This is a genomic window from Micromonospora sp. NPDC047467 (genome assembly GCF_040643095.1).
In the GTDB taxonomy this organism is placed as follows: Bacteria; Actinomycetota; Actinomycetes; order Mycobacteriales; family Micromonosporaceae; genus Micromonospora.
Genome location: NZ_JBEYTO010000002.1, coordinates 484501 through 505872, shown reverse-complemented (window position 1 = coordinate 505872; position 21372 = coordinate 484501). Strand labels below are relative to the sequence as shown.

General features: G+C 71.6%; 20 protein-coding genes. 6 read left to right on the top strand and 14 right to left on the bottom strand.

Annotated elements, in window-relative coordinates; all coding sequences use genetic code 11:
- The first annotated feature begins 150 nt into the window (after positions 1 to 150).
- From ABZ780_RS06575 to ABZ780_RS06565, 3 genes are all read left to right on the top strand, one after another.
- Positions 151 to 492 (top strand): YkvA family protein, encoded by a 342-nt coding sequence (locus ABZ780_RS06575; RefSeq protein WP_357004311.1) that lies wholly within the window; start codon positions 151 to 153, stop codon positions 490 to 492.
- Between the two features lie 31 nt (positions 493 to 523).
- A complete protein-coding gene (locus ABZ780_RS06570; protein WP_357004308.1) occupies positions 524 to 931 on the top strand; it encodes a TIGR03618 family F420-dependent PPOX class oxidoreductase in 408 nt (135 codons plus the stop codon).
- A 223-nt stretch (positions 932 to 1154) separates the two neighbouring features.
- Positions 1155 to 1799, top strand: coding sequence for a C39 family peptidase (locus tag ABZ780_RS06565; RefSeq protein ID WP_357004305.1), 645 nt, complete (start codon positions 1155 to 1157; stop codon positions 1797 to 1799).
- Positions 1800 to 1808: 9 nt separating this feature from the next.
- On the opposite strand, the gene ABZ780_RS06560 is transcribed toward ABZ780_RS06565, so the two are convergent.
- Both ABZ780_RS06560 and ABZ780_RS06555 read right to left on the bottom strand, forming a co-directional pair.
- Entirely contained in the window at positions 1809 to 3062 is a 1254-nt protein-coding gene (locus tag ABZ780_RS06560) for an FUSC family protein (protein ID WP_357004302.1), read from the bottom strand.
- A 193-nt stretch (positions 3063 to 3255) separates the two neighbouring features.
- Positions 3256 to 3438, bottom strand: a complete 183-nt coding sequence (locus tag ABZ780_RS06555; RefSeq protein WP_053658884.1) for an antitoxin — start codon at positions 3436 to 3438, stop codon at positions 3256 to 3258.
- A gap of 194 nt (positions 3439 to 3632) precedes the next feature.
- Between ABZ780_RS06555 and ABZ780_RS06550 the strand changes: the two genes are divergently transcribed.
- Positions 3633 to 4754: an AI-2E family transporter gene (locus ABZ780_RS06550; protein ID WP_357004300.1), complete on the top strand. Its 1122-nt coding sequence runs from the start codon at positions 3633 to 3635 to the stop codon at positions 4752 to 4754.
- A gap of 12 nt (positions 4755 to 4766) precedes the next feature.
- Here the strand turns inward: ABZ780_RS06550 and ABZ780_RS06545 are convergent, their stop codons facing one another.
- Positions 4767 to 5444 carry an alpha/beta fold hydrolase gene (locus ABZ780_RS06545; protein ID WP_357004297.1) on the bottom strand — a complete coding sequence of 226 codons (678 nt, stop codon included), beginning with the start codon at positions 5442 to 5444 and terminating at the stop codon, positions 4767 to 4769.
- Between the two features lie 177 nt (positions 5445 to 5621).
- On the opposite strand from ABZ780_RS06545, the gene ABZ780_RS06540 reads away from it, so the two are divergent.
- Entirely contained in the window at positions 5622 to 5801 is a 180-nt protein-coding gene (locus ABZ780_RS06540) for a hypothetical protein (protein WP_357004294.1), read from the top strand.
- 45 nt (positions 5802 to 5846) lie between these two features.
- Here ABZ780_RS06540 and ABZ780_RS06535 read toward each other — a convergent pair whose 3' ends face one another.
- The 10 genes from ABZ780_RS06535 to ABZ780_RS06490 form a co-directional block, all read right to left on the bottom strand.
- Entirely contained in the window at positions 5847 to 8219 is a 2373-nt protein-coding gene (locus ABZ780_RS06535) for a glycosyl hydrolase family 65 protein (protein ID WP_357004291.1), read from the bottom strand.
- The gene (locus ABZ780_RS06530; RefSeq protein ID WP_357004288.1) at positions 8216 to 9019 is read right to left on the bottom strand and encodes a beta-phosphoglucomutase family hydrolase; all 804 of its coding nucleotides are present in this window, start codon (positions 9017 to 9019) and stop codon (positions 8216 to 8218) included. Before ABZ780_RS06530 ends, ABZ780_RS06535 begins: the two co-directional genes overlap by 4 nt.
- A 60-nt stretch (positions 9020 to 9079) precedes the next feature.
- Complete coding sequence (locus ABZ780_RS06525) at positions 9080 to 9544, bottom strand: DUF4442 domain-containing protein (protein WP_357004285.1); 465 nt, start codon at positions 9542 to 9544, stop codon at positions 9080 to 9082.
- 62 nt (positions 9545 to 9606) lie between these two features.
- Positions 9607 to 10626 carry a hypothetical protein gene (locus ABZ780_RS06520; protein WP_357004283.1) on the bottom strand — a complete coding sequence of 340 codons (1020 nt, stop codon included), beginning with the start codon at positions 10624 to 10626 and terminating at the stop codon, positions 9607 to 9609.
- Between the two features lie 93 nt (positions 10627 to 10719).
- Positions 10720 to 12021: an ABC transporter ATP-binding protein gene (locus ABZ780_RS06515; RefSeq protein ID WP_357004280.1), complete on the bottom strand. Its 1302-nt coding sequence runs from the start codon at positions 12019 to 12021 to the stop codon at positions 10720 to 10722.
- Positions 12022 to 12156: 135 nt separating this feature from the next.
- The gene (locus ABZ780_RS06510) at positions 12157 to 14367 is read right to left on the bottom strand and encodes a bifunctional glycosyltransferase family 2 protein/CDP-glycerol:glycerophosphate glycerophosphotransferase (RefSeq protein ID WP_357484756.1); all 2211 of its coding nucleotides are present in this window, start codon (positions 14365 to 14367) and stop codon (positions 12157 to 12159) included.
- Between the two features lie 15 nt (positions 14368 to 14382).
- Positions 14383 to 16380, bottom strand: a complete 1998-nt coding sequence (locus ABZ780_RS06505) for a DUF5941 domain-containing protein (protein ID WP_357004857.1) — start codon at positions 16378 to 16380, stop codon at positions 14383 to 14385.
- A gap of 41 nt (positions 16381 to 16421) precedes the next feature.
- On the bottom strand, positions 16422 to 17168 hold the full coding sequence (locus ABZ780_RS06500) for an ABC transporter ATP-binding protein (RefSeq protein ID WP_357004274.1): 747 nt from the start codon (positions 17166 to 17168) through the stop codon (positions 16422 to 16424).
- Between the two features lies 1 nt (position 17169).
- The gene (locus tag ABZ780_RS06495; protein ID WP_357004272.1) at positions 17170 to 17997 is read right to left on the bottom strand and encodes an ABC transporter permease; all 828 of its coding nucleotides are present in this window, start codon (positions 17995 to 17997) and stop codon (positions 17170 to 17172) included.
- A gap of 70 nt (positions 17998 to 18067) precedes the next feature.
- A complete protein-coding gene (locus tag ABZ780_RS06490; RefSeq protein WP_357004270.1) occupies positions 18068 to 19438 on the bottom strand; it encodes an L-serine ammonia-lyase in 1371 nt (456 codons plus the stop codon).
- 649 nt (positions 19439 to 20087) lie between these two features.
- On the opposite strand from ABZ780_RS06490, the gene ABZ780_RS06485 reads away from it, so the two are divergent.
- Positions 20088 to 20297 (top strand): PspC domain-containing protein, encoded by a 210-nt coding sequence (locus tag ABZ780_RS06485; RefSeq protein WP_354816434.1) that lies wholly within the window; start codon positions 20088 to 20090, stop codon positions 20295 to 20297.
- A gap of 217 nt (positions 20298 to 20514) precedes the next feature.
- Here the strand turns inward: ABZ780_RS06485 and ABZ780_RS06480 are convergent, their stop codons facing one another.
- On the bottom strand, positions 20515 to 21303 hold the full coding sequence (locus ABZ780_RS06480) for a DUF4230 domain-containing protein (protein ID WP_357484753.1): 789 nt from the start codon (positions 21301 to 21303) through the stop codon (positions 20515 to 20517).
- Positions 21304 to 21372: the final 69 nt, after the last annotated feature.

Genomic DNA, 21372 nt, shown 5'->3' with positions numbered 1-21372 from the left:
GACGGCCCGGCGACCCAGCCCGGCGACCCAGCCCGGCAGCCCGGCAGCCCGGCGTTCTGTGCAGTCGACACCGGATGCCTCCGCTCTGAGCTGAGAGCGCGCCGGTGCCGACAGCCGGCCGGGCGGACGTCGGTGCGTTAGCGTGACCGCATGTCCCGAGAGGCGTGGGTTCTCGTGGTGATCGCCGGCATCCTGGCGATCGCCACCCTGGTCGGCGCGGTGCTGCTGGCGGTACGGGTGGTGCGTACCCGGCGGATGCTGACCGGCCTCGGCGCGAGCGGCAAGGTCGTCTTCTACGGGGCGCTGATCTACACGATCTTCCCGGTCGACGTCCTTCCGGACCCCATCTACCTGGACGACATGGGCGTCCTGGCCGGCGCGCTGATCTATCTGACCCGGCTGGTCCACCAGCGCCGGGCGGCGAGCCACCGGCTGCCCGGGCAGCTCGACGCGCCACCCGCGTCGGAGAGCGCCCGCCGCTCCGTACGATGATCGAGATCGGTTCGGCGGACGGGGGACGGGCATGGCGGGCGATCACCGGCTGGACGTACGCGACGACCGGGTGGCCGCCTTCTGCGCGGAGCGGCACCTCGCGACGCTGACCACCCCGCGTGCCGACGGCACCCCGCACGTGGTGCCCGTCGGCGTCACTCTCGACCCGGCGGCCGGGCTGGCCCGCGTGATCACCTCCGGTACGTCCCGCAAGGCGCGTCACGTGGCCGATGCCGGCGCGGCGGGCCTGCCGGTGGCCGTCTGCCACGTGGATGGCCGACGTTGGCTGACCATCGAGGGCCGGGCGGTGCTCCGGTCGGATCGGGCCTCGGTGGCGGAGGCGGAACGCCGCTACGCCGAGCGGTATCGGACCCCGCGTCCGAATCCGGAGCGGGTGGTCATCGAGATCACCGTGACCGGCCTGCTCGGGAGCCTCTGACCCACCGTCTCCCCCCTTCGGGGAAAGCTGAGTGGTTTGTGCCCATCTGGGGTCCGAGGGCGACCCCGGCAGCGGGTGGAATGCGGGCCGGACCAGGGCCGTTACACCAGTACGCCCACGGCCGTGACCGCCGCGGGCCGCCCCCTGATGAGCCGAGCGCCATTCCCGGTGCTGCTGCCCTCCGCCAGTCGGAGGCTCCAACCCCTCGAACGGAGACTCGACCATGAACCCGATCATGCAGAAGAGCGGTCTGTCCGTCGTCGGCCTGCTGGTCGCCGGCGGTTGCGCTCTCGGCCCCGCGGTCGCCGCGCAGGCCGCCCCCGCACCGGCTGCCGCAACCTCGTCGAACCAGGGCAACCGGAGTGGCGAGCGGGTGCTCGACATCGACTACCAGGCGCAGCCGAACTTCTACTACTGCGGGCCGGCCGCGACCCGGATCGCACTCTCCGCCCAGGGCAAGGCGCTGCCCCAGGACGAGGTGGCCAAGCTGCTCGGCACCACCGAGGCGGGCACCCCGTCGGCCCTGGACACGACCCGGGTGCTGAACGAGCTGACCGGCGGCAAGTACCGGACGACCGAGATCAGTGACTCGGCGGCCCGCCCCGACCAGGTCGAGCAGTTGCGGCGGGACGTGTTGGCCGCGGTCGACGCCGGACGGCCGGTGGTGGCCAACATCAAGGGCACGACCGTGGACGTCGACGGCAACCCGCACTCGTACGAGGGCGGCCACTACGTGACGCTTGTCGGCTACCGCGACGGTGGGGACACCGTCCGGGTCGCCGACCCGGCCGACCCGGCGCTGGGCGAGTACTGGGTGACTCTGCCGAAGGTCGCCAACTGGGTCGCGGAGCGCGGCTACTCCTCCTGATACGGCGGTTCACCGGGCCGGCCTCCCCCGATCGGGGGGGCCGGTCCTGCCGTCTTCACGTTGGCGGGCGGCGAGGTCCGCCCGCCGTCGGGTCCGCGCGGCGCGGGTCGGCCGGGTCCGGTACAGGTGTCGCCGGGGCGGCGGATGCACGGTGGCCTCCCCGGCTCCGGCGGCACCGCGCACGATCCGGTTGGCGTCGTCCGGTTCGCAGCCGGTGGCGCGGAGCAGGTCGCTGGCCGCGGTGCGCAGGCCGGTGACGAGGGCGTCACCGAACGACCTGACCCCGCGGGCGCTCGCCCGTCCGGCCAGATCGGCGCACTCCTCGACCAGCGTGCGGGTCTGTTGGAACGCGTCGTCGCCCTTGCACTCCGTACGCAGCTGTGTCACCGCCTCGCCCAGCCGGGCGATCGCGTCCGGCAGTTCCGGCGGGATCGGCTCGTCGTACTGCAGCGCGGTCGTCGACCAGCGGGCCAGGGCGCGGCTGTCCAACAGCAGCCGTTCGAGGTGACTCGCGCTGAGGGCGTACCGGTGGAACTGCTGGCGGCGGTGCCACCGCGCTGGCGCGATCGTCACCACCTCCTCGGCACCGCTCAGCGCGTCATGCAGTCGCCCCAGGTCGTCGTCGGCGGCGCGGAGCCGGTCGAGGACGCGCAACGTCCGGTCGCTGTCGCGTTCCCGCACCGCCTGCGCGAGTTCGCCGAGTTGCTCGCAGAGAATCGCGAAGATCGGCGCGGCCGACCGGTCCAGCACCCGCATCGGGTTGACCGGCAGCAGCAGCGCGACCACCACCAGGCCGACAACCCCACCGACCAGCGCGTCGAAGATCCGGGGCACCTCCAGGCCACTTTCCATCGGGGCCAGCGTGGTGATCAGCACGGCGGTACCGCCGGCCTGACCGACCAACGGGCCGCCCTTGCCGGACACCAGCAGGGCGGTGGCGATGGCGAGAGCGACGACCACGCCGGTCTGCCACGGTCCCGAGCCGACGACGAAGCGCAGCGTGTCACCGATGATGAGGCCCAGCGCGACACCGGCCAGCAGTTCGAAGGTCCGCCGGGCTCGCTGCCCGATGGCGGTGGCGATCGTTCCGACGGCGGCGGCGGGAGCGAAGACGTGCGATCCGGGGCCGAGGAAGTGCTGGGCGATCAGGGCGGCGAGCGCCGCGGCCAGCCCGGCCTGGGCGGCGATCACCAGGGTGATCTCCCACTGCCGGGCGCGGATCCGGCCGGCCTGCCCGCTGCGGTGCCGCACTGATTCGACCATCTGGCCGCCCTTGTCGGCAGCCACTTCGAGTCGAGATCGGTCGCGGCCGGGTGGTGGACGGTCGTCGGCCATGGCGGCGGATACCCCGGCGTCGTCACGGCAATCGTGCCCGTTCGACCCCGCCCGCGACACGGTGGGCATCGGCCCGTGCCGCCGGGTCACCGCCACGTCAGCGGCGACCCGGGGTACGTCGTCAGCGGACCTGGTCGCCCTCGCCGGTACGGGCCTGAGCCTGGTCCACACCCTTGTCGATCTGGTCGTCGTACTTTCCACCGGTACGGCGGTCGGCCGCGTCGCCGGCCTTCTCCATCCCCTGGTCGACCTGCTTGTCGTGCTTGTCCGCGAAGTCCTTGGCCTTGTCCATGAAGTCGCTCATCGCGGTCCTCCTCCACTCCGACTGACTTCCTGGTGACGTTCCCTGGTCCAGGATGCTCAAACCTGGATAATCCAGACTTAGCGCTCTGGCACGGACACACCTGGCCACGACGACCAGACCCAGGTTGGAGCAGTACGGGTGTCGGCGCGCGTCAGGCCGGGTACCGACCCTCGCGGAGATCGAGGAGGACCGACATGACGGCAGAGGAACCCGGGGCAGGCGCCGGGGAGACAACGGACGGCTCAGGGCCTCGCCAGGGGTGGACGGCGCTGCCGTGGCTCGTCCGAACCGCGGTGCTGTGGAGTGCCTGCCTGGTGGTTATCGTCACCGGCCTCTACCTGCTGGGTCGGATCGCCGTGCTGCTGGCACCACTGGCCATCGCGCTGGCCGCCACCATCTTCCTCACCGCGCTACTCGACCCGGTGCTGCTCCGACTGCGCCGGCTGCGGGTGCCCGCGGCACTGGCCGCGCTGCTCACCGTCCTGCTGCTGCTCGGCATCCTGGTGGGGGTCGGCGCGCTGGTGTGGAACCTGACCGCCAACCAGTTCGACCAGCTCAGCCAGGAGCTGACCCAGGGGCTTGACCGCAGCCGGGACTTCGTCACGTCCACCCTGCCCGTCACCGACGCCCAACTGGACCGACTGATCGACCAAGCCCGGGAGGGGTTGAGCGGCAGCTCGCCGGACCCGGTCGCCGGGGCCCGGACGGCCACCGAGGTGCTCGGCTCCGCGCTGCTCGCCCTGGTGCTGCTCTTCTTCCTGCTCAAGGACGGCCGATCGATGTGGCACTGGGTGCTGTCCCGGATGACCGGCCCAAACCGGCTCGTGGTGGCCGAGGCCGGTCGGGGCGGCTGGCAGACCCTGGGAGCGTACAGCCGGGGCACGATGTTGATCGCCGCGATCGACGCGCTCGGCATCGGCCTGGCCCTCGTGGTGCTGGGGGTGCCGTTGGCTCTGCCGCTGGCGCTGATCACCTTCCTCGGCGGCTTCGTGCCGATCATCGGGGCGACGGTGGCCGGCGCGGTGGCGGTGCTGGTGGCACTGGCGGCCAACGGGCCGACGACGGCCCTGCTCACCCTCGCCGCGGTGATCGCCGTACAACAGATCGAGGGCAACCTACTCGAACCGCTGGTCATGAAGCGGCAGGTCCGGCTGCACCCGGCGGTGATCCTGGTGGCCGTCACCGCCGGCACTCTGATCGCGGGCATCGCCGGCGCCTTCGTCAGCGTCCCGATCACCGCCGTCCTCTGGCGCGTCATCGACACCGTCCAACGCCACCACACCACCCCAACCCTGGCGGTCCCACCCACCCCATGAGGTCCGCCGACCTCATCCTCGACGGGTCGGGGCTGCCGCGCGGGCCAGGTGGTCGGTGAACCAGGTGCCGGCGTGGTCGGCGACCTGGTCCAGCGCTCCGGGCTCCTCGAAGAGGTGCGTGGCGCCGGGCACCACCCACAGCTTGCCGACCTCGCCCAGCTCGGCCAGCGCCTGCTCGTTCAGCGCGATCACTTCCTCGTCCGAACCGCCCACCAGCAACAACGTCGGGGCACGCACCCGGGCCAGCGCGCCCCCGGCCAGATCGGGTCGGCCACCCCGGGAAACCACCGCGCCCACCCGGTCGGCGCGGGACGCGGCGGCGACCAGCGCGGCGGCGGCACCCGTACTGGCCCCGAAGAGGCCGATGGGCGCGTCACCGGCGGGGCGCTCGACCGCCAGCCAGTCGACGATCCCGGCCAGCCGGCTGGCCAGCAGCCCGATGTCGAACCGCAGTTCGGCGGTGCGCGCGTCCACCTCGTCCTCGGCCGGGGTGAGCAGGTCCACGAGCACGGTGCCGAGACCACGCCGGTTGAGCGTCCGGGCCACCGCCACGTTGCGCGGGCTGTGCCGCGAGCTGCCGCTGCCGTGCGCAAAGAGCACCACGCCGAGCGGCTGAGCGGGCAGCAGCAGGTCGGCGGGGAGTTGGACGTCCCCGACCGGAATGGTCACCGTGTTGCTCTGCTCGTCCATGCCACACCTCCGCGTGCTCGCCTACGGTCCGCGTACCCCGCCCGTCGCGTCGCACGCACCCGACGCCGAGGGCATCCCGATGCCCGGCCGCGTTTGTCGAATGGGCCGCCGGGTAGGCCAACGGTGACCGCAGACCGTGTAGGCGCAACCGCGCCCCGACGGATCGCGAGGACCGCCATGGGCAAGCAGCAGACCTCCCGGCAGCAGCAGATGGACGAACGCAACCGGCGTGAACAGGACGCCGAGCGGCCCCGGAACTGGGGGGACGAGGCCTCCGAGGCCCGCCTGCCCGACGACCCGCGGGCGATGGCGCCCAGGGACGCCCTGGGACGCCCGTCGACCGGAGAGCCCATCTGACGTACGCGTGGCACGGCCGGGGCGGGATCACTCCCGCCCCGGCCGTCACTGTTCGCGCTCGGGCAACCGGAGCAGGGGTGACCGGCCCGGTGGGTGCTCCGGAGGTCCTGCCGTCGGCTCCGCCGGTGGCACCGGCACCGTCACCGGCTCGTCGCAGGTGACCCGCAGCAGTTGGTCGTGGTGGCGCAACTCCACCACGTCGTCCGGGCCACCGTGGCGCAGCGAGTACGTCGTCTGGTGCGGCCGGACGTCCACCCGCAGCGCCAGCCCGCGCCACTGCAACGAGAACTCCAGGCGGCTGAGCCGGCTGGAGAGCCGGGGCGCGAACGACAGCCGACCGTCGTGGTCCCGCAACCCGCCGAGCCCGCCCACCAGGGCGAGCCACGCGCCGGCCAGCGAGGCCATGTGTACGCCGTCGCGGGTGTTCTCGTTGAGGTCGTGCAGGTCCATCAGCGCGGCCTCGCGCAGGTAGATGTGCGCCAGTTCGGGATGGCCCACCTCGGCGGCGAGGACCGCCTGCGTACAGGCCGACAGCGAGGAGTCCCGCACCGTCCGGCGCTCGTAGTAGAGGAAGTTGCGCACCTTCTGCTCGGGGGTGAAGGCGTCCCCCCGCCAGTGCATCGCCAGGATCAGGTCGGCCTGCTTCACCACCTGCTTGCGATACAGCTCGAAGTACGGGTAGTGCAGCAGCAACGGGTACTTCTCGGCGGGGGTGTGCGCGAAGTCCCACTCCTGGAGGCGGGTGAACCCCTCCACCTGCTGGTGCACCTCCAACTCGTCGTCGTACGGGACGTGCATCGAGGCGGCGGCGTCCCGCCAACTCGCCGCCTCCTCGTCGGTGACACCCAGGCGGAACGCCTCGTCCCGGTAGCGCATCACCGTTTCGGCGGCCGTGAGCAGGTTCCGCTGCGCCATCAGATTGGTGTAGATGTTGTCGTTCTTCACCGCGGTGTACTCGTCCGGGCCGGTCACCCCGTCGATGTGGAACTGGCCCTGCCGATCGTGGTGCCCGATCGAGCGCCACAGCCGGGCGGTCTCGACCAGCAACTCCAGCCCGATCTCCCGCTCCAGCTCGGTGTCGCCGGTGACCAGCACGTACCGCCGCAGCGCGTCGGCGATGTCGGCGGCGATGTGGAACGCGGCGGTGCCGGCCGGCCAGTACCCGGAGGACTCCGGCCCTTCGATGGTCCGCCAGGGAAATGCGGCGCCCTTGAGGTTGAGCGTCTCGGCCCGCTCCCGCGCCTGGTCCAGCGTGCTGTGCCGCCACTGCAACGCGCTGCGGACCGCGCTCGGCTGGGTGTACGTGAGCACCGGCAGGACGAACATCTCGGTGTCCCAGAAGGCGTGACCGTCGTACCCGGGGCCGGTGAGCCCCTTTGCCGAGATCGGCCGCTGCTCGGCGCGGGCGCCAGCCTGGAGCACGTGGAAGAGGCCGAACCGAACCGCCTGCTGGATCTCCGGGTCGCCCTCGACCAGCACGTCCGCCGCGTCCCAGAACTTGTCGAGGTAGCTGCGCTGCTCCCGGTGGAGCCCCTCCCAGCCGTCGAGCCGGGCGCCGGCCAGCGCCGCGCCGACCTGGTCGCGCAGCGCCGGCAGTGAGCGGCGGCTCGACCAGCCGTACGTCAGGTACTTGACCACCCGCAGCTTCTCGCCGGGCTGGAGCACACAGCCGATGGTCGTGCGAACCCAGTCCTCGTACCCCTCGGACTCGATGGTGGTGTGGTCCGGGCCGTGCACCTCGTGCTCCATGGCGGCGGCCACCCGCAGCCCGGAGACCTTGGTGCGGTGGATCAGCTGCCCGCCGTCCGGGGTGGTCAGCTCCTCCTCGGCCTGCAAGGGCGACTCCAGGACGGCCGCGACCCGGGGATCCTTGCTCTGTGCCGGCAGCGACTCGTTCGCCACCAGCTCGGACTGCACGATGAGCCGCAGCGGGCCGTCGACGGCCTCCACCTCATAGCTGATCGCGGCGACCGACCGTTGGGTGAACGACACCAGCCGGGTGCTGCGGACCTTGACCTCACGGCCGGCCGGGGAGCGCCAGTGCAGCTCCCGGTGCAGGGTGCCGGCCCGCATGTCGAGGATCCGCTCGTGGGAGAGCAACTGGCCGTAGCGCACGTCGAGTGGTTCGTCGTCCACGAGCAGCCGGATCAGCTTGCCGTTGGTGACGTTGACGATGGTCTGCCCGGACTCGGGGAAGCCGTAGCCGGCCTCCGCGTACGGCAGCGGGCGAAGCTCGAAGAACGAGTTGAGGTACGTGCCGGGCAGGCCGTGCGGCTCGCCCTCGTCGAGGTTGCCGCGCAGCCCGACGTGCCCGTTGGAGAGCGCGAAGACCGATTCCGACTGGGCCAGCACGTCCATGTCCAGGCGGGTCTCGCGGATGTGCCAGGGCTCGACGGGATAGGCCCGCTCCCGGATCACGCGGCGCCCCGCTCGTCGGCAGATGTCGCAGCGGCCGGGCGCCGAGGCGCGTCGGCGTCGCCCGCGTCGAGCAGGTCGGCGAGGTCCTCGACCACGATGTCGGCGCCGTGCGCGAGCAACTCGTCGGCCTGCCCGACCCGGTCGACCCCGATCACGTAGCCGAAGCCGCCGGCACGACCGGCGGCCACGCCGGAGAGCGCGTCCTCGAAGACGGCGGCCTGGGTGGGGTCGACACCGAGCAGTGCGGCCCCGGCCAGGAAGGTGTCGGGCTCCGGCTTGCCGCGCAGCCCCTGCTGCCGAGCGACCAGCCCGTCGACCCGCGTCTCCAGCAGGTGTTCCAGCCCGGCGGCGCTGACCACCTCACGCCCGTTGGCGCTCGCGGTCACCACGGCCCGGCGCAGCCCGGCGGCGGTCGCCGCCTCCAGGTAGCGCACCGAGCCCGGGTAGACCTCGACACCGGAGCTGCGCAGGCGCTCCAGCAGCAGAACGTTCTTGCGGTTGCCGACGCCGTTGACCGTGTCGGCGTCCGGCGGGTCGTCCGGGCTGCCCTCGGGGAGCACGATGCCACGGGAGGCGAGGAACGACCGGACGCCGTCGGCGCGGGGTCGGCCGTCGACGTAGCGGTTGTAGTCCGGGCCGGGGTCGAACGGCTGGAACGGTGTTCCGGTGGTCGTCGCGTGCTGGCGCAGAAACTCGTCGAACGTCTGCGTCCAGGCGGCGTTGTGCACCCGGGCGGTCTGCGTCAGCACACCGTCCAGATCGAAGAGACAGGCGGTCACATGATCAGGTAGACCCAACACCCTACGAATCTAGCCAACGTTACGGGCGATCCCACCGTTTCGCGGAGGAACGACGCTCGGTCAGTTCGGTCGCAGCGTCCAGATCACCGTCAGCGTCGAGGTGTGCTTGCCGTCCTCGGTGCCGATCTCCACCTCGACCGGGAACTCGGGTCGCCGACCAGATTCCAGCTCGTCGGCCACCTCCTGGGCGGGTCGCCCGAGTCGCGCGGTGGCCAGGACGGGCCCGAATGCACGCTTGCGGTAGGCGATGTCGGCCCGGACGACGAGGGGCACGGCCCGGTCGAGCAGGTGTCCGAAGGCGACCAGCACGACCGCGCCGGAGGCCGTCTCACCGAGCGTGAACATCGCCCCGGCGTGTGGCCCGCCGATGTGGTTGTGGATGGCCGGAGTGTCGGGGAGCCGCACGGTGACCCGCACGCCGCCGTCCGCCTCGGGTGCCACCTCGACGAATTCGATGCCGAGTGTGCGGGCGAACGGCACCGCTTCGAGCAATCCGGCCGCCACCTGCCGTGAGTCGATGGTCATGGCCCGACGTTACTCGCCAGTAACCAAGGCGGCAACCAGGGTTTTCCCGGCCGCCGCCGAGGTCACAGGTTGGCGATCGTGCGCAGGATCTCCGCGTAGAAGTTGCCGTCGATGCTGCGGAAGAAGGCGAAATCCTGACCCGGGTCGCCGAAGAACGGTCGCAGTGTCCAGGCCAGCTGGGTCCCGACGAAGCCGAAGAGCAGGATCCAGATGTAGAGCAGCGTCATGCTGGCCGGCCGCTGCGTCGGCTCGCCGCGCCGTACCGGCGGGGTGCCCCACGGGCGCTGCGGCACCGGGTAGCCGGGCGGGAACGACCCGGCTACCGGCTGCCCGCCCCACTGGGCCGGGACCTGCGCCGGGACCTGGGGCGGGGTCTGGACGGCCGGCACCGCGTCGGGCGTGCCGCCGTTCGAGGCCGCCACCGCCGCTCCGGCCGGCACCGCGACCGGCGCGGCACTCGCACCGGCGGACGAGGCCGCACCGGCGGCCACGGCGACCGGCGCCGAGCTGGCGGGCACGGCGACCGGCACAACCTGGGCGTTGACCTGGGCCGGGGCCTCGGCGGTCGCCACCGCCGGTGCCAGCAGACCGTGGTCGTTGAGGACCTGCATCCCGCCGGTCAGGAAACGCAGCCCGACCAACGCCGACAGCGTCAGGATGGCGACGTTGAGCAGCTTGAAGAAGCCGTAGTCCGGAGCGGTGATCAGGAAGAAGAGGCTGATCGGCGCGAACGCCACCGCGAGCATCGAGGTGACCGTGATCGCCACCATCACCAGCGCCAGCGACTGGCGCACCGACAGCCGAGCGCCGAACACCAGGTTGAACAGGTAGAGCGTGGGCAGGCAGATGGCCAGCGTGACCAGGAACAGCAGCGGCAGCTTCAGCGCGGAGGTCAGCGCCATCAGCGGGCTATGGAAGGCCCCGAGCACCGCACCGTAGCAGGCGAGCGCGATGGCGGAGCTGGCCAGCATCCGACCGGTCAACGCGTTCAGATCACGCTCGGCCACGATCTGCTGCCAGATGCCCTGCCGGTCGCGCAGGATGCGCTCGATGACGAGCGGGCTGGGACGGTCACCCGACACGGGTGCACCCCTCTCGATGACTTTCACTGTGGACTGGGTGGGCAGACGGTAGGCCACCGGGCCACCGCCCCGCCACCCCGCTCCGGCGTGGCGTCACCGCCAACCCACGTCGATCCGGTCACCGCGCTCGTCGAAGAAATGCAGGGCGTCCATCCGGACCGAGACCGCGAGCGGGTGACCCGCGGTGACCGCCGGGTACGGCGCCAGCCGCACCGCCAGCTCCGCCGGGCGGCGGTGGTGCCGGCCCGGGTCGGGGAGCACGCTGGTGCGGGTGCCGCCGGTCGGCGGCGGCTCCTCGGCCTCCACCGGTTTGCCGGTGAGCCGCTGCATCACCGCGCCGAACCGGCGCAGGCCACGCTGGCCCACCGGCGGCGTGTCCAGCGGCGCGCCCATCTCGTCCACCATGATCGCGGTCGCCCCGATGTCGAGGAAGGCCAGCGACTCGTGCCCGTGGTGCTCCAGGTAGCGGATCCGGCCGCGCAGCACGTCGCCAGGGCTGTCCGGGGCTACCGGGGTGAGCGCCTCGGCCCGCATCCCGACCACGATCCGCTCGCCGTGGTAGTGCGCCACCGCCCGGCTACGGATGTCGTTCCAGGGCAGATAGAGCGACTGCTCACCGAGGTTGAGCGTGACGTACCGGTCAAGGTGGACGTAGACCGACGCCTCCAGCAGGTTCATCCGAGGGCTGCCCAGGAAGGCGGCCACGTAGAGCGTCGCCGGCCGGCCGTACACCTGGGTGGGTGTGCCCACGTCCTGGAGCACACCACGGCGCATGATCGCCACCCGGTCGGCCATGGTCAACGCCTCGGCCTGGTCGTGGGTGACGTAGACGGTGGTGACACCCAACTCCCGGGTCAGGCCCGAGATCTCCGCGCGCAGCTCGGCGCGGAGGCCGCTGTCGAGGTTGGACAGCGGCTCGTCCATCAGGAACAACCCCGGTCGGCGGACGATCGCCCGGCCCATCGCGACCCGCTGGCGCTGCCCGCCGGAGAGCTGGCCCGGCTTGCGGCCCAACACGTCGCTGATGCCCAGCGCGCTGGCCACGTCGGTGACCCGCTCACCCCGCGGTGTCGGCTCCACCCCGGCCAGCCGCAACGGGAAGGCGATGTTGTCACCGACGGTCATGTGCGGGTAGAGCGCGAAGTCCTGGAAGACCATGGCGATCTTGCGGTCCCGGGGTGGCAGGTCGTTCGCCAGCTCGCCGTCGAGCAGGACCGCACCGTGGGTCGGGTCCTCCAGACCGGCGATCATTCGCAGCACTGTGGACTTGCCGCACCCGGATGGACCGAGCAGCACCATGAACTCGCCGTCGTTCACGTCCAGGTTGACGCTGTCGACGGCCAGCGTGCCGTCCTTGAAAATCTTGCTGACATCCTTGAGCGCGACGGTGCTCACCGTCACCTCCCCCAGCTCGTCGGCCGAACCCCACAAGACTGTGACCAGGATCATTCCATCCGCACATCGGGTAAACGTCTCATGTTCGGCTGATGACGCACCTATTACGCGACACCAGGCACCGTTGGTCGGCGATCAGCACCCCGCCGACTGCTCGGGCGACTCGCCCAGGAACACGCGACGCACCACCCGTTCCGCCGCCCGACCGTCATCCAACCTGCAGAAACGGCCCCGGAAACGTTCGCGGGCCCTCATTGCCGCGTCCGAGCGCTCCGCGCCGGTGCGGAACAGGTCGAGCAAGTCCGCGAAGGTGGTGGCGACGGCGCCCGGTGGCTCGGCCGTGACGTCGAAGTAGACACCCCGGGCCAGGCGGTACGCCTCCCAGTCCGGTGCGTAGAGCACGATCGGCCGGTCCAGCACCGCGTAGTCGAACATCGCCGAGGAATAGTCGGTGACCAGCACGTCGGCCACCAGGTACAGGTCCTCGACCCGTTGGTAGCCGCTGACGTCGCGCACCCGCTCCCAGTCCACCGGCCGGCCGGGGCGGCGATCGCGGTCGTGGAAGTAGTGACTGCGCATCAGCAGCCGGCCCGAGTCACCCAGCGCCTCGACGAACCGGTCCGGGTCGAACGGTGGCCGGTAGCCGGGCAGGTGCTCGCGGTGCGTCGGGGCGTACAGCACCACCTGCTGGTCGGGGCCGAAGCCGAACTCCGCCCGCAGCCGGCGCACCTCGTCCGGGCCGGCGGTGACCAGCCGGTCGTTGCGCGGATAGCCCACCTCCAGCGTGGTGTACGCGGCCGGGTACGCCCGATCCCACATCTGGGTGGAGAAGCTGTTGGCGCTGACGCTGAAGTCCCAACGGTCCACGCGGCGCAGCAGGCCGGCGAAGTCCATCCGGCCGGCACCGATCGGGTAGCGCTGCTGGTCCAGCCCCATCACCTTGACCGGAGTGCCGTGGTGGGTCTGCACGTGCACCTGCTCCGGCCGCTTGCGGACGAAATCCGGGTAGTTGACGTTGTTGATCAGCCAGCGGGCCCGCGCCAGCACCCGGTAGTAGGCCGGGGTGCCGGCGACCACGTACTCCACCCCGGCCGGTACGGCGTCCACCCGGTCGCGGCGCACGATCCACACCCCGCGCACACCGGGGGCCAGCCGGCGGGCGACCTCGTAGATCGCCGCCGGGTTGCAGGCGTAGCCCCGGTACCAGTAGGCCGCGTACACCGCGAGGGTCGGATCAACCGGTCGGCGCAGCTCCGCCCGGTAGTACTCGCGCAGCAGGCCGTCGCGGGTCAGTCGGGCACCGCGCCGGGCGACCGGCCCGACCCGGCGGCGGGCGGTACGCACCTGTCGGCGGGCCGTGTCACGGGCCCGGCTGGCCGTCCGCAAGGCGGTGAACGTCCGCCACCGGCCGGTCGCGACCAACCGGTGCTTGACCCCCTCCACCCCCTCCGGCACGGGGTAGCCACCGTCGGGCAACCACCGCGCGTAGTCGGCGGTGATCTGCGCGAAGAAGGAGGCGCGCAGCTCCGGGGCGATCCGCTGGCCGTTGCCGAGCACGGTCAGGTAGTGCCAGATCATCCGCTCGAAGACCGCCGGCCGCAGTGCGTCCACCGCCGGCGCCCAGGCGTCCATCAGGTGGAAGACCCGGTGCCACTGCGGGAACACCTCGAAGTGCCGATCCCCCCGGGTCTTGGTGATCGCGCCCGCCCGGCGCTGCCGGTAGTTGACACAGACCCGATCCAGTACGCCGATCCGCCGCGCCGCCATCAGCACCGGATAGCTGAACGAGACGTCCTCGTACCAGCCGGCCGAGAAGCGCAGCCCCAAATCGACCAGGAACTCCCGCCGGACCAGCCGGTTCCAGGCGGTGTGCAGCAGCCGCATCGCCTCCGGCCGGTCCCGCAGCCGGAAGGTGGCCGGCCCGGGTGACTCCGGGAACACCTCGGCCATCGCGCTGCGGGTGGCGGTGTCGTTCCAGTGCGTCCGGACGTGATCGACCAGCAGCACGTCCGGTCGGGTCGCCCGCAGTCGCTCGGCGACCTCCGGCAGGCAGTCGGGCGCCAGCCAGTCGTCACCGTCGATGAACCACACGTACTCGCCGACGGCCCGGTCCAGCCCGATGTTGCGGGCCGGACCGAGGCCGACGTTCTCCGGCAACCGGACTGATCGAACCCGCTGGTCACGGGCCGCGTACTCATCGATGATCTCGCCGCTGGCGTCCGGCGAGCAGTCGTCGACGGCGATCACCTCGAGGTCGGTCTCCGGCTGACCGAGGATCGAGTCCAGACACTCACGCAGGTAGCCCTGCACCCGGAAGGCCGGAACCACGAAACTGATCAGGGTCATCCGGCCGTCCCTCCGTCAGCGCGGCGCGACACCTCCCGCGCCCAGGGGCGCGGCCGACGCCCGCGCGCTACGGGCCGGCCGGACGAACCAGGCCAGGACGGCGCTCGCCAAGAAAACCACGAGAAGGTACGCACCGAGTGTAGCCATGCCGATACCGACGATTCCGGCAATCGCCACGAGGGCCAGCAGCACCGAACGCCCCTCCCAGCCCAGCGTGGCCGCATGCAGGGGCGGTGCCGCCTGCCGCTTCTCCAGCCGGGCCGTCAGGTCGTAGTGGTGCACGGTCAGCACGAAGACGTACCCGAAGATCAACCACCCCGGCGCACCGCCGACCACCCCGACCGCGATGGCGAACAGGTACTCGGCGGCCCGCAGCGCCGCCGGCACCAGCCAGTCCAGCGGGCCGTTGTGCGCCGCCCCGGCGCCGAGGCCACCGGCAAGCAGCACCAGCAACGCCACCGGCACCGCCCAGCGCAGGTCCTCCGGCGAGTCGCCCAGCAGCGCGGCGACCAGCAGCACCACCGGGCCGAGCGCGGCGACCACCGCCAGGGTGAGCGGCCCCATCGGGCGGACCACCGGCAGCCGGCGCGCCAGCGGCCCGTCGTCACGGTGCAGCGTGGCATCGACCGTGTCCAGCACCGGCACCCACATCCAGCGGGCCCGCAACGTCCGCAGCGCCCCCGTGTACGCGAACGCCAGCGCGCCCCACACCAGCACCGCGATCAGGCTGACCAGCGGGTTGAACAGCGCCACGGTCACCGCGATCAGCGCCCACCGCTCGCCGATCGGGAACACCACGGTCCGCTTCAGCCAGTACGACAGCGAACCCGTGTCGGCCTGCACCCGGGTCGACGCGGCGTTCAGCCGGTCGCCGATCCCGCCGCTGGCACCCGTCGCCGACCGGGGCCGGCGTGCCGCCTCGTCGTGCAGCACCCCGTACCAGGTGTCGGTCATGTGCCGGACGGTCTGCAACGTCATCGCGGCGATCGCCAACGCCCAGCCGTTGCCCAACCCGGCGTGGCTCACGCCGAAGCCGAGACCGGCGTAGACCAGGTACTCCTTCGCCCGGTCGGCCATCGTGTCCAGCCAGCCACCCCAGGCGCTGAAATGCCGGGTGTAGCGGGCCAACTGGCCGTCCACGCAGTCCAGCACGAACCCGAGGTAGAGCAGCACCGCGCCGCCCACCAGCGCGGGTCGCCCGCCGACGCCGAACAGCACGGCGGCGGCCAGCGCGAACAGCACCGAGATCACGGTCACCCCGGTCGGGGTGAGCCGCAGCCGGGCCGCCAGCCGCACCACGTACGGCGACCAGGTGCTGACGAAGTACGTGGAGAAGAAGTCGTCCTTCTCCTTCACCGACAGCCGCAACTCGGCGCGGTCCTCGTCGACCGCCGTCACCGCCGCCTCCGCGGCTGCCAACCCGGCGGCGTCCTCGACCCGGTGCGCGACGAGCAGGCGTACCCGCTGGGCGAAAATCAGGGTGCCGAGCCCCGCGAGACCCGCGAAGAGCCGGTCCACGGCGGACCCGGGGCTGTTGTGGCCGGCTCCCCCGGCCACCGGCAGCGGCGACACGTCGCCGGCCGGGCCGAGCGGGGTGGCGACGGGCAGCAGGCCCGCCGTAGCGGCCCGGGCAGCGGCGGCCAGGGTCGGCAGGTCGTCCACGCCGACCCGCAGCGCTCCGCCGAACACGCCGGTGGCGTCGCCGTCGAGATCGCCCACCGCGCCGGCGTCGACGACCTGTCCGCGCTCCTCGCGCACGGCCGTCCGGCCGGGCACCGGCGGGTCGCTCAGCACCAACGCCACCGTGGGCCCGACCGGGCTGGTGGCCAGGTGCCGCAGGACGGCGGTGTGCGCCACCAGGTCAGTGCCGGTGACCAGCAGCGGGCCGGTGGCGGCGTCGGCCAGCGCGGCCAACTCGTCGAGGTTGGCGGCGAAGCGCACCTCGTCCGCCCCGGCCCGGCGCAACTGGGCGGCGAGACGGTCGGCCAGCGGCTCGCCGGTCGCGGTGGTCAGGCCCGCCGCGGGTGTCCCGGCGGCGAGCACGATCGCGAGCGTCACCGCGGGACCGCGGCGTGGTACGCGTCGAGCGCCTCGGCGATGGTGCCGTCGAGCGTCAACCGGCCCGCGTCGAGGTACAACCCCCGACGGCAGAACCGGGTCAGGTCCTTTTCGTTGTGTGACACCAACACGAGCGTGCGCCCCTCCCCGAGCAGACGATCAATCGTCGCGTAACACTTCTTGCGGAACTCCGCGTCTCCGACCGCGGTCACCTCGTCCATCAGCAGGATCGGGTGCGGCAGGTGCGAGATGATCGCGAAGCCGAGCCGCACCTTCATTCCCGACGAGTAGTGCCGCACCGACGTGTCGATGGCCCGTTCCACCTGCTCACCGGCGAACTCGACGATCTCGTCGAAGTGCCGCTTCAGGTAGCTCGCCGACAGCCCGTGCAGCCCACCGACCAGGTGCAGGTTCTCCCGCCCGGTCAGGTCGTTGGAGAATCCGGCGGACAACTCCAGCAGCGGCGCCACCGCACCGTGCACCCGGATGCTGCCCTCGTCCGGAATGAGCACCCCGGCGATCAGCCGCAGCAGGGTGCTCTTGCCGGTGCCGTTGCGGCCGATCACCCCGACGGTCTCGCCCGGCTCGACGGCGAACGACACGTCGCGCAGCGGCCAGAACTGGCCGGGCAGGGCACCGCGTCCGCCCCGGTGGATGAACAACTCCCGCAGCCGCAACTGCCGACGACGGTTGCGGACGAACCGGATGCCCAGGTGATCGGCCTCGATGATCGGCGCGGCCATCTCAGAGTTCCTTGAGCACGGCGGGTTCCAGCCGGCGGAACGACCACCAGCCGGCGACCAGCACCAGCAGGCTGCCGGCGACGGTGGTGACGAGCAGTCGGGCGTCCGGGAACTCGTCCGGGTACCAGATCGCGTGGTGCAGCTGGAAGATCCCGACCAGCGGGTTCAGCTCGTACACCACCTTCAGCCAACCGGGCAGGCTGGAATCCCGGACCAGGCTGAGCGGATAGATGATCGGCGTGGCGTAGAAGAGCAGCCGGATGATCAGCCGCATGAACCGTTCCACGTCGCGCATCAGCACGTTCCACGCCGACAGCAGCAGGGCCAGCCCGATCAGCAGGACCGCCTGGACGGCCACCGCGAGCGGCAGCGCGAGCAGCGACCAGCCGGGGTGGATCCGACCGTGCACCGCGTAGATCACCGCGATGGCGACGAGGATCGGCAGGCCGGCCGCGTACTCGGCGAACCGGCCGGTGACCCGGCCGATCGGAAAGACCTGCCGCGGCACGTTCATCGTGGTGATCAGCCGGGACTGGCCGGTTAGCGCGTTCGTCGCCTCGCTCAGCGCCGAACTGGTCCACATCCAGGCGAAGATCCCGGTGATCAGGAACAGCGGGTACGACCCGGCCGCCTCACCGAGGTGCCGCCCGGTGTCCCGGGAGTAGAGCACGCCAAAGACGAACCAGTAGATGGCGCCCATGCCGAGCGGCTCGATCAACGACCAGAAGTAGCCCAGCACCGACTGCTGGTACTTGACCGCCAGATCCCGCCTGACCAGGATGCGCAGCGAGTTGCGGTGCGACCACAACGCCGCGACGCCAGCGGTCACCGCAGCCTCCCGCCTCCTGAAACGGACGACAGGTTAGCAGTCGGTGAACGAATGCCCCGAATCGGCCGACTCAGCACTCGATCACGTTGACGGCCAGACCGCCGCGCGCCGTCTCCTTGTACTTGACCTTCATGTCGGCGCCGGTCTCCCGCATGGTCTTGATGACCTTGTCCAGCGACACCGCGTGCACCCCGTCACCGCGCAGCGCGAGCCGGGCGGCCGTGATCGCCTTGATGCTAGCCACCGCGTTCCGCTCGATGCAGGGGATCTGCACCAGGCCACCCACCGGGTCACACGTCAACCCGAGGTTGTGCTCCATCCCGATCTCGGCGGCGTTCTCCACCTGCTCGGGGGTGCCGCCGAGCGCCTCGGCCAACCCGGCGGCGGCCATCGAGCAGGCCGAGCCGACCTCACCCTGGCAGCCGACCTCCGCGCCGGAGATCGAGGCGTTCTCCTTGAACAGCACGCCGATCGCCCCGGCCGCCAGCAGGAACCGCACCACTCCATCCTCGTCGGCGTCCTCGATAAAGCGGCTGTAGTAGTGCAGCACCGCCGGGATGATCCCCGCCGCGCCGTTGGTCGGCGCGGTGACCACCCGACCGCCGGCCGCGTTCTCCTCGTTCACCGCCAGCGCGAACAGCGTCACCCAGTCCATCACGCGCAGCGGGTCGGTGCTCCCGGTGTCCGCCTCCAGGCTGCGCCGCAGCTCCGCCGCGCGCCGCCGAACCTTCAAACCACCAGGGAGTACGCCGTCCCGCTCGCAGCCTTGCCGCACGCACTCCCGCATCACCCGCCAGATGTCCAGCAGGCCGGCCCGGATCTCCGCCTCGCTGCGCCAGGAGCGCTCGTTGGCCAGCATCACCTCGCTGATCGACAGGCCGGTGGCGGTCGTGACGTCGAGGAGCTGCGCCCCGGTCAGGAACGGGTACCGCACCGCAGTGCTGTCCGGCTTGATCCGGTCCGCGCCGGCCGCCGCCTCGTCCACCACGAAACCGCCGCCGACGGAGTAGTAGGTGCGAGCACGCAGTTGAGTGCCAGCCCTGTCGTACGCCGCGAAGGTCATCCCGTTCGGGTGGTACGGCAACGACCGGCGACGATGCAGCGTCAGATCCCGATCCGGGTCGAAGTCGATCTCGTGCGCCCCCAGCAGGCTGATCCGCCGCTCGGCCTTGATCCGTTCCACCCGTGGGCCGACGGTGTCCGTGTCGACCGTCTCCGGTGCCTCGCCGGAGAGCCCCAGCAGCACCGCCGGACCGCTGCCGTGCCCATGCCCGGTAGCGCCCAGCGAACCGAACAGCTCGGCCTGCACCCGCGCCGTGTCGGTGAGCAGCCCGTCGGCCTTGAGCCCCGCCACGAACGTACGGGCGGCCCGCATCGGCCCCACCGTGTGCGAACTGGACGGCCCGATGCCGACGCTGAAGAGGTCGAAAACACTGATCATGGCTGCGCTTCCTCGCCGTCCCGTCGTACGGGATCTGGCCCGCTCGTGGTCACCGGTAGGCGGCCCCGCTCGTGGCCGCCCGGTCGGACGGCCGCTCGGACACCCGGGGTAATGGGTGCCCAACCAGCGAGCCTACCCGCCCAGCCATCCCCCGACCGACGACGGCAACGGCGCCAGCCACCCGCAACCCGCCCGCCGTCTCACCGCCACCTCCCCGGAGCCTCCGGGAGCCTCCGGGGCCTCCCCCGGACGCCCCTCGCGCCCCTCGCGCCCCTCGCCCCCTCCCGGACGCCCCTCCCGGGCCGCTCCAGCCGCTCCCGGGCCGCCGGGCAGCCCGGGTGCGAGCGCGCGAGTGCCGGATGCGGGGATGCACACGTCAAGATCACGCACGATCCTGAATGCAGTGGCCTCGTGCCGCTTGGGACCCCACTACATCCAGGATCGAGCACGATCTTGCGCGGGGCGCGGGGCGCGGGGCGCGGGGCGCGGGGCGCGGGGCGCGGGGCGCGGGGCGTTGGAGTGGGGCCGCACGGGTATGTACCTACGGGTCCACGGGCTGCCGATCATCCCCCAGACCGAGGGCGGGACGGTGACCCCTTCGTACCGTGGATTGCAGACGCGGCGCGCTGCCGCAGAGTGGGAGTACGACATGAGTCGCAAACTGGTTCGGCCCCGCCAGGGGCGCATGATCGCCGGTGTCTGCGCCGGCCTCGGTCAGCGGTTCGGTATGTCCGCCGGGATGGTGCGGCTGCTGTTCCTGCTGTCGCTGCTGCTGCCCGGCACCCAGGTGATCGTCTACCTGATCCTCTGGGTCCTCATGCCGAACGAGGACCGCTACCTCGCCTCCACCGGCCACTGACTCACACGGCAAGCGCTGCACAGCCTCCCGCCCATCCGAGAACGCCCCGCCCCCGGGCCGCCAACTTCAGGGATGTTGCTGCCTCGCGACCGGCGGAAGCACCAACATCCCTGAAGTTGCGCAGATCTTGGGTGACGGCGCGGGGGGTGTTCAGCACGAAGCGCCCGCTCCGACGTGACCGTCAGGGCGGGCGCTCGCGTGGGGAGGCGGGGCGGGGTCAGGGTGCGGTGTAGGTGACCGTGACCTGCTGGTAGCCCAGCGAGCGCAGCAGCCCCTCCAGCATCTTGCGGGTGTTCTCTTCCGCGCGGGCGGAGAGCCCGCTGTCCCGGGCGGCGGCGGTGATGCGTTCCTCGGCCAGTTGGTAGACCTGCTGCTGCCGGTTGGGGTCGTTGCCGACCAGGTCACCGAGCCGGTTGAGCAGACCGCGCTGCTCGGCGAAGACGTAGCTCTTCTCCAGGTCGAGATTGGTCTCACCGAGTTGCGGAGCGGGCAGTTTGATCTCGACCGAGGTGCCGTCGGCGGACTCGACGACCGCACCCTCACCGATCTTGGCGAAGTCGACGTACGCCTCCACGCTGCCGGCCCCGACGAAGAGGGTGCGTTCGTTGAGCAGGAAGTCGGGAACGTTGCGCCGGTCGTTCTGGGTGTCGACCACGACCTGGAAGTTGCCCTCCGCGGCCACGTAGCGGCTGAGGTCCTGAATCGACTTCAGCAGCGGCGGCTGGCTGCGGTCGGTCTGCTCCTTGGCGAACGGGTTGCGGAAATCCGGCAGGAAGCCGGTCGCCTGCACGCCGAGCAGCACCACCACGGCCAGCGCGGCAGCGCCGAGCAGCAGGAGCAGGCCACGAGCCGCCCCACCTGCCCCACCCGTGCCACCGGTCGTCGGGCCGTCGGGTGTGTCCGCGGTCGGGTCAGGTGCCGCGGTCGAGCGCTCCTTGAGATCGTCGCCGGTCGGGTAACCGGGGAACTCCCTCGTGGGCTCGTTGATGCCAGCGTCGCGAGCCATCACACTCACCGTCCTCGTCAGACACGTCGTCTGTCAATGACGGTACGGCCCCCGTACGACAGTCGCGCG

Excerpts from the sequence above, each read along its gene's own strand:
- ABZ780_RS06575 (WP_357004311.1), top strand. The coding sequence starts at position 151 with ATGTCCCGAGAGGCGTGGGTTCTCGTGGTGATCGCCGGCATCCTGGCG.
- ABZ780_RS06570 (WP_357004308.1), top strand. The coding sequence starts at position 524 with ATGGCGGGCGATCACCGGCTGGACGTACGCGACGACCGGGTGGCCGCC.
- ABZ780_RS06565 (WP_357004305.1), top strand. The coding sequence starts at position 1,155 with ATGAACCCGATCATGCAGAAGAGCGGTCTGTCCGTCGTCGGCCTGCTG.
- ABZ780_RS06560 (WP_357004302.1), bottom strand. The coding sequence starts at position 3,062 with ATGGTCGAATCAGTGCGGCACCGCAGCGGGCAGGCCGGCCGGATCCGC.
- ABZ780_RS06555 (WP_053658884.1), bottom strand. The coding sequence starts at position 3,438 with ATGAGCGACTTCATGGACAAGGCCAAGGACTTCGCGGACAAGCACGAC.
- ABZ780_RS06550 (WP_357004300.1), top strand. The coding sequence starts at position 3,633 with ATGACGGCAGAGGAACCCGGGGCAGGCGCCGGGGAGACAACGGACGGC.
- ABZ780_RS06545 (WP_357004297.1), bottom strand. The coding sequence starts at position 5,444 with ATGGACGAGCAGAGCAACACGGTGACCATTCCGGTCGGGGACGTCCAA.
- ABZ780_RS06540 (WP_357004294.1), top strand. The coding sequence starts at position 5,622 with ATGGGCAAGCAGCAGACCTCCCGGCAGCAGCAGATGGACGAACGCAAC.
- ABZ780_RS06525 (WP_357004285.1), bottom strand. The coding sequence starts at position 9,544 with ATGACCATCGACTCACGGCAGGTGGCGGCCGGATTGCTCGAAGCGGTG.
- ABZ780_RS06510 (WP_357484756.1), bottom strand. The coding sequence starts at position 14,367 with ATGACCCTGATCAGTTTCGTGGTTCCGGCCTTCCGGGTGCAGGGCTAC.
- ABZ780_RS06500 (WP_357004274.1), bottom strand. The coding sequence starts at position 17,168 with ATGGCCGCGCCGATCATCGAGGCCGATCACCTGGGCATCCGGTTCGTC.
- ABZ780_RS06490 (WP_357004270.1), bottom strand. The coding sequence starts at position 19,438 with ATGATCAGTGTTTTCGACCTCTTCAGCGTCGGCATCGGGCCGTCCAGT.
- ABZ780_RS06485 (WP_354816434.1), top strand. The coding sequence starts at position 20,088 with ATGAGTCGCAAACTGGTTCGGCCCCGCCAGGGGCGCATGATCGCCGGT.
- ABZ780_RS06480 (WP_357484753.1), bottom strand. The coding sequence starts at position 21,303 with ATGGCTCGCGACGCTGGCATCAACGAGCCCACGAGGGAGTTCCCCGGT.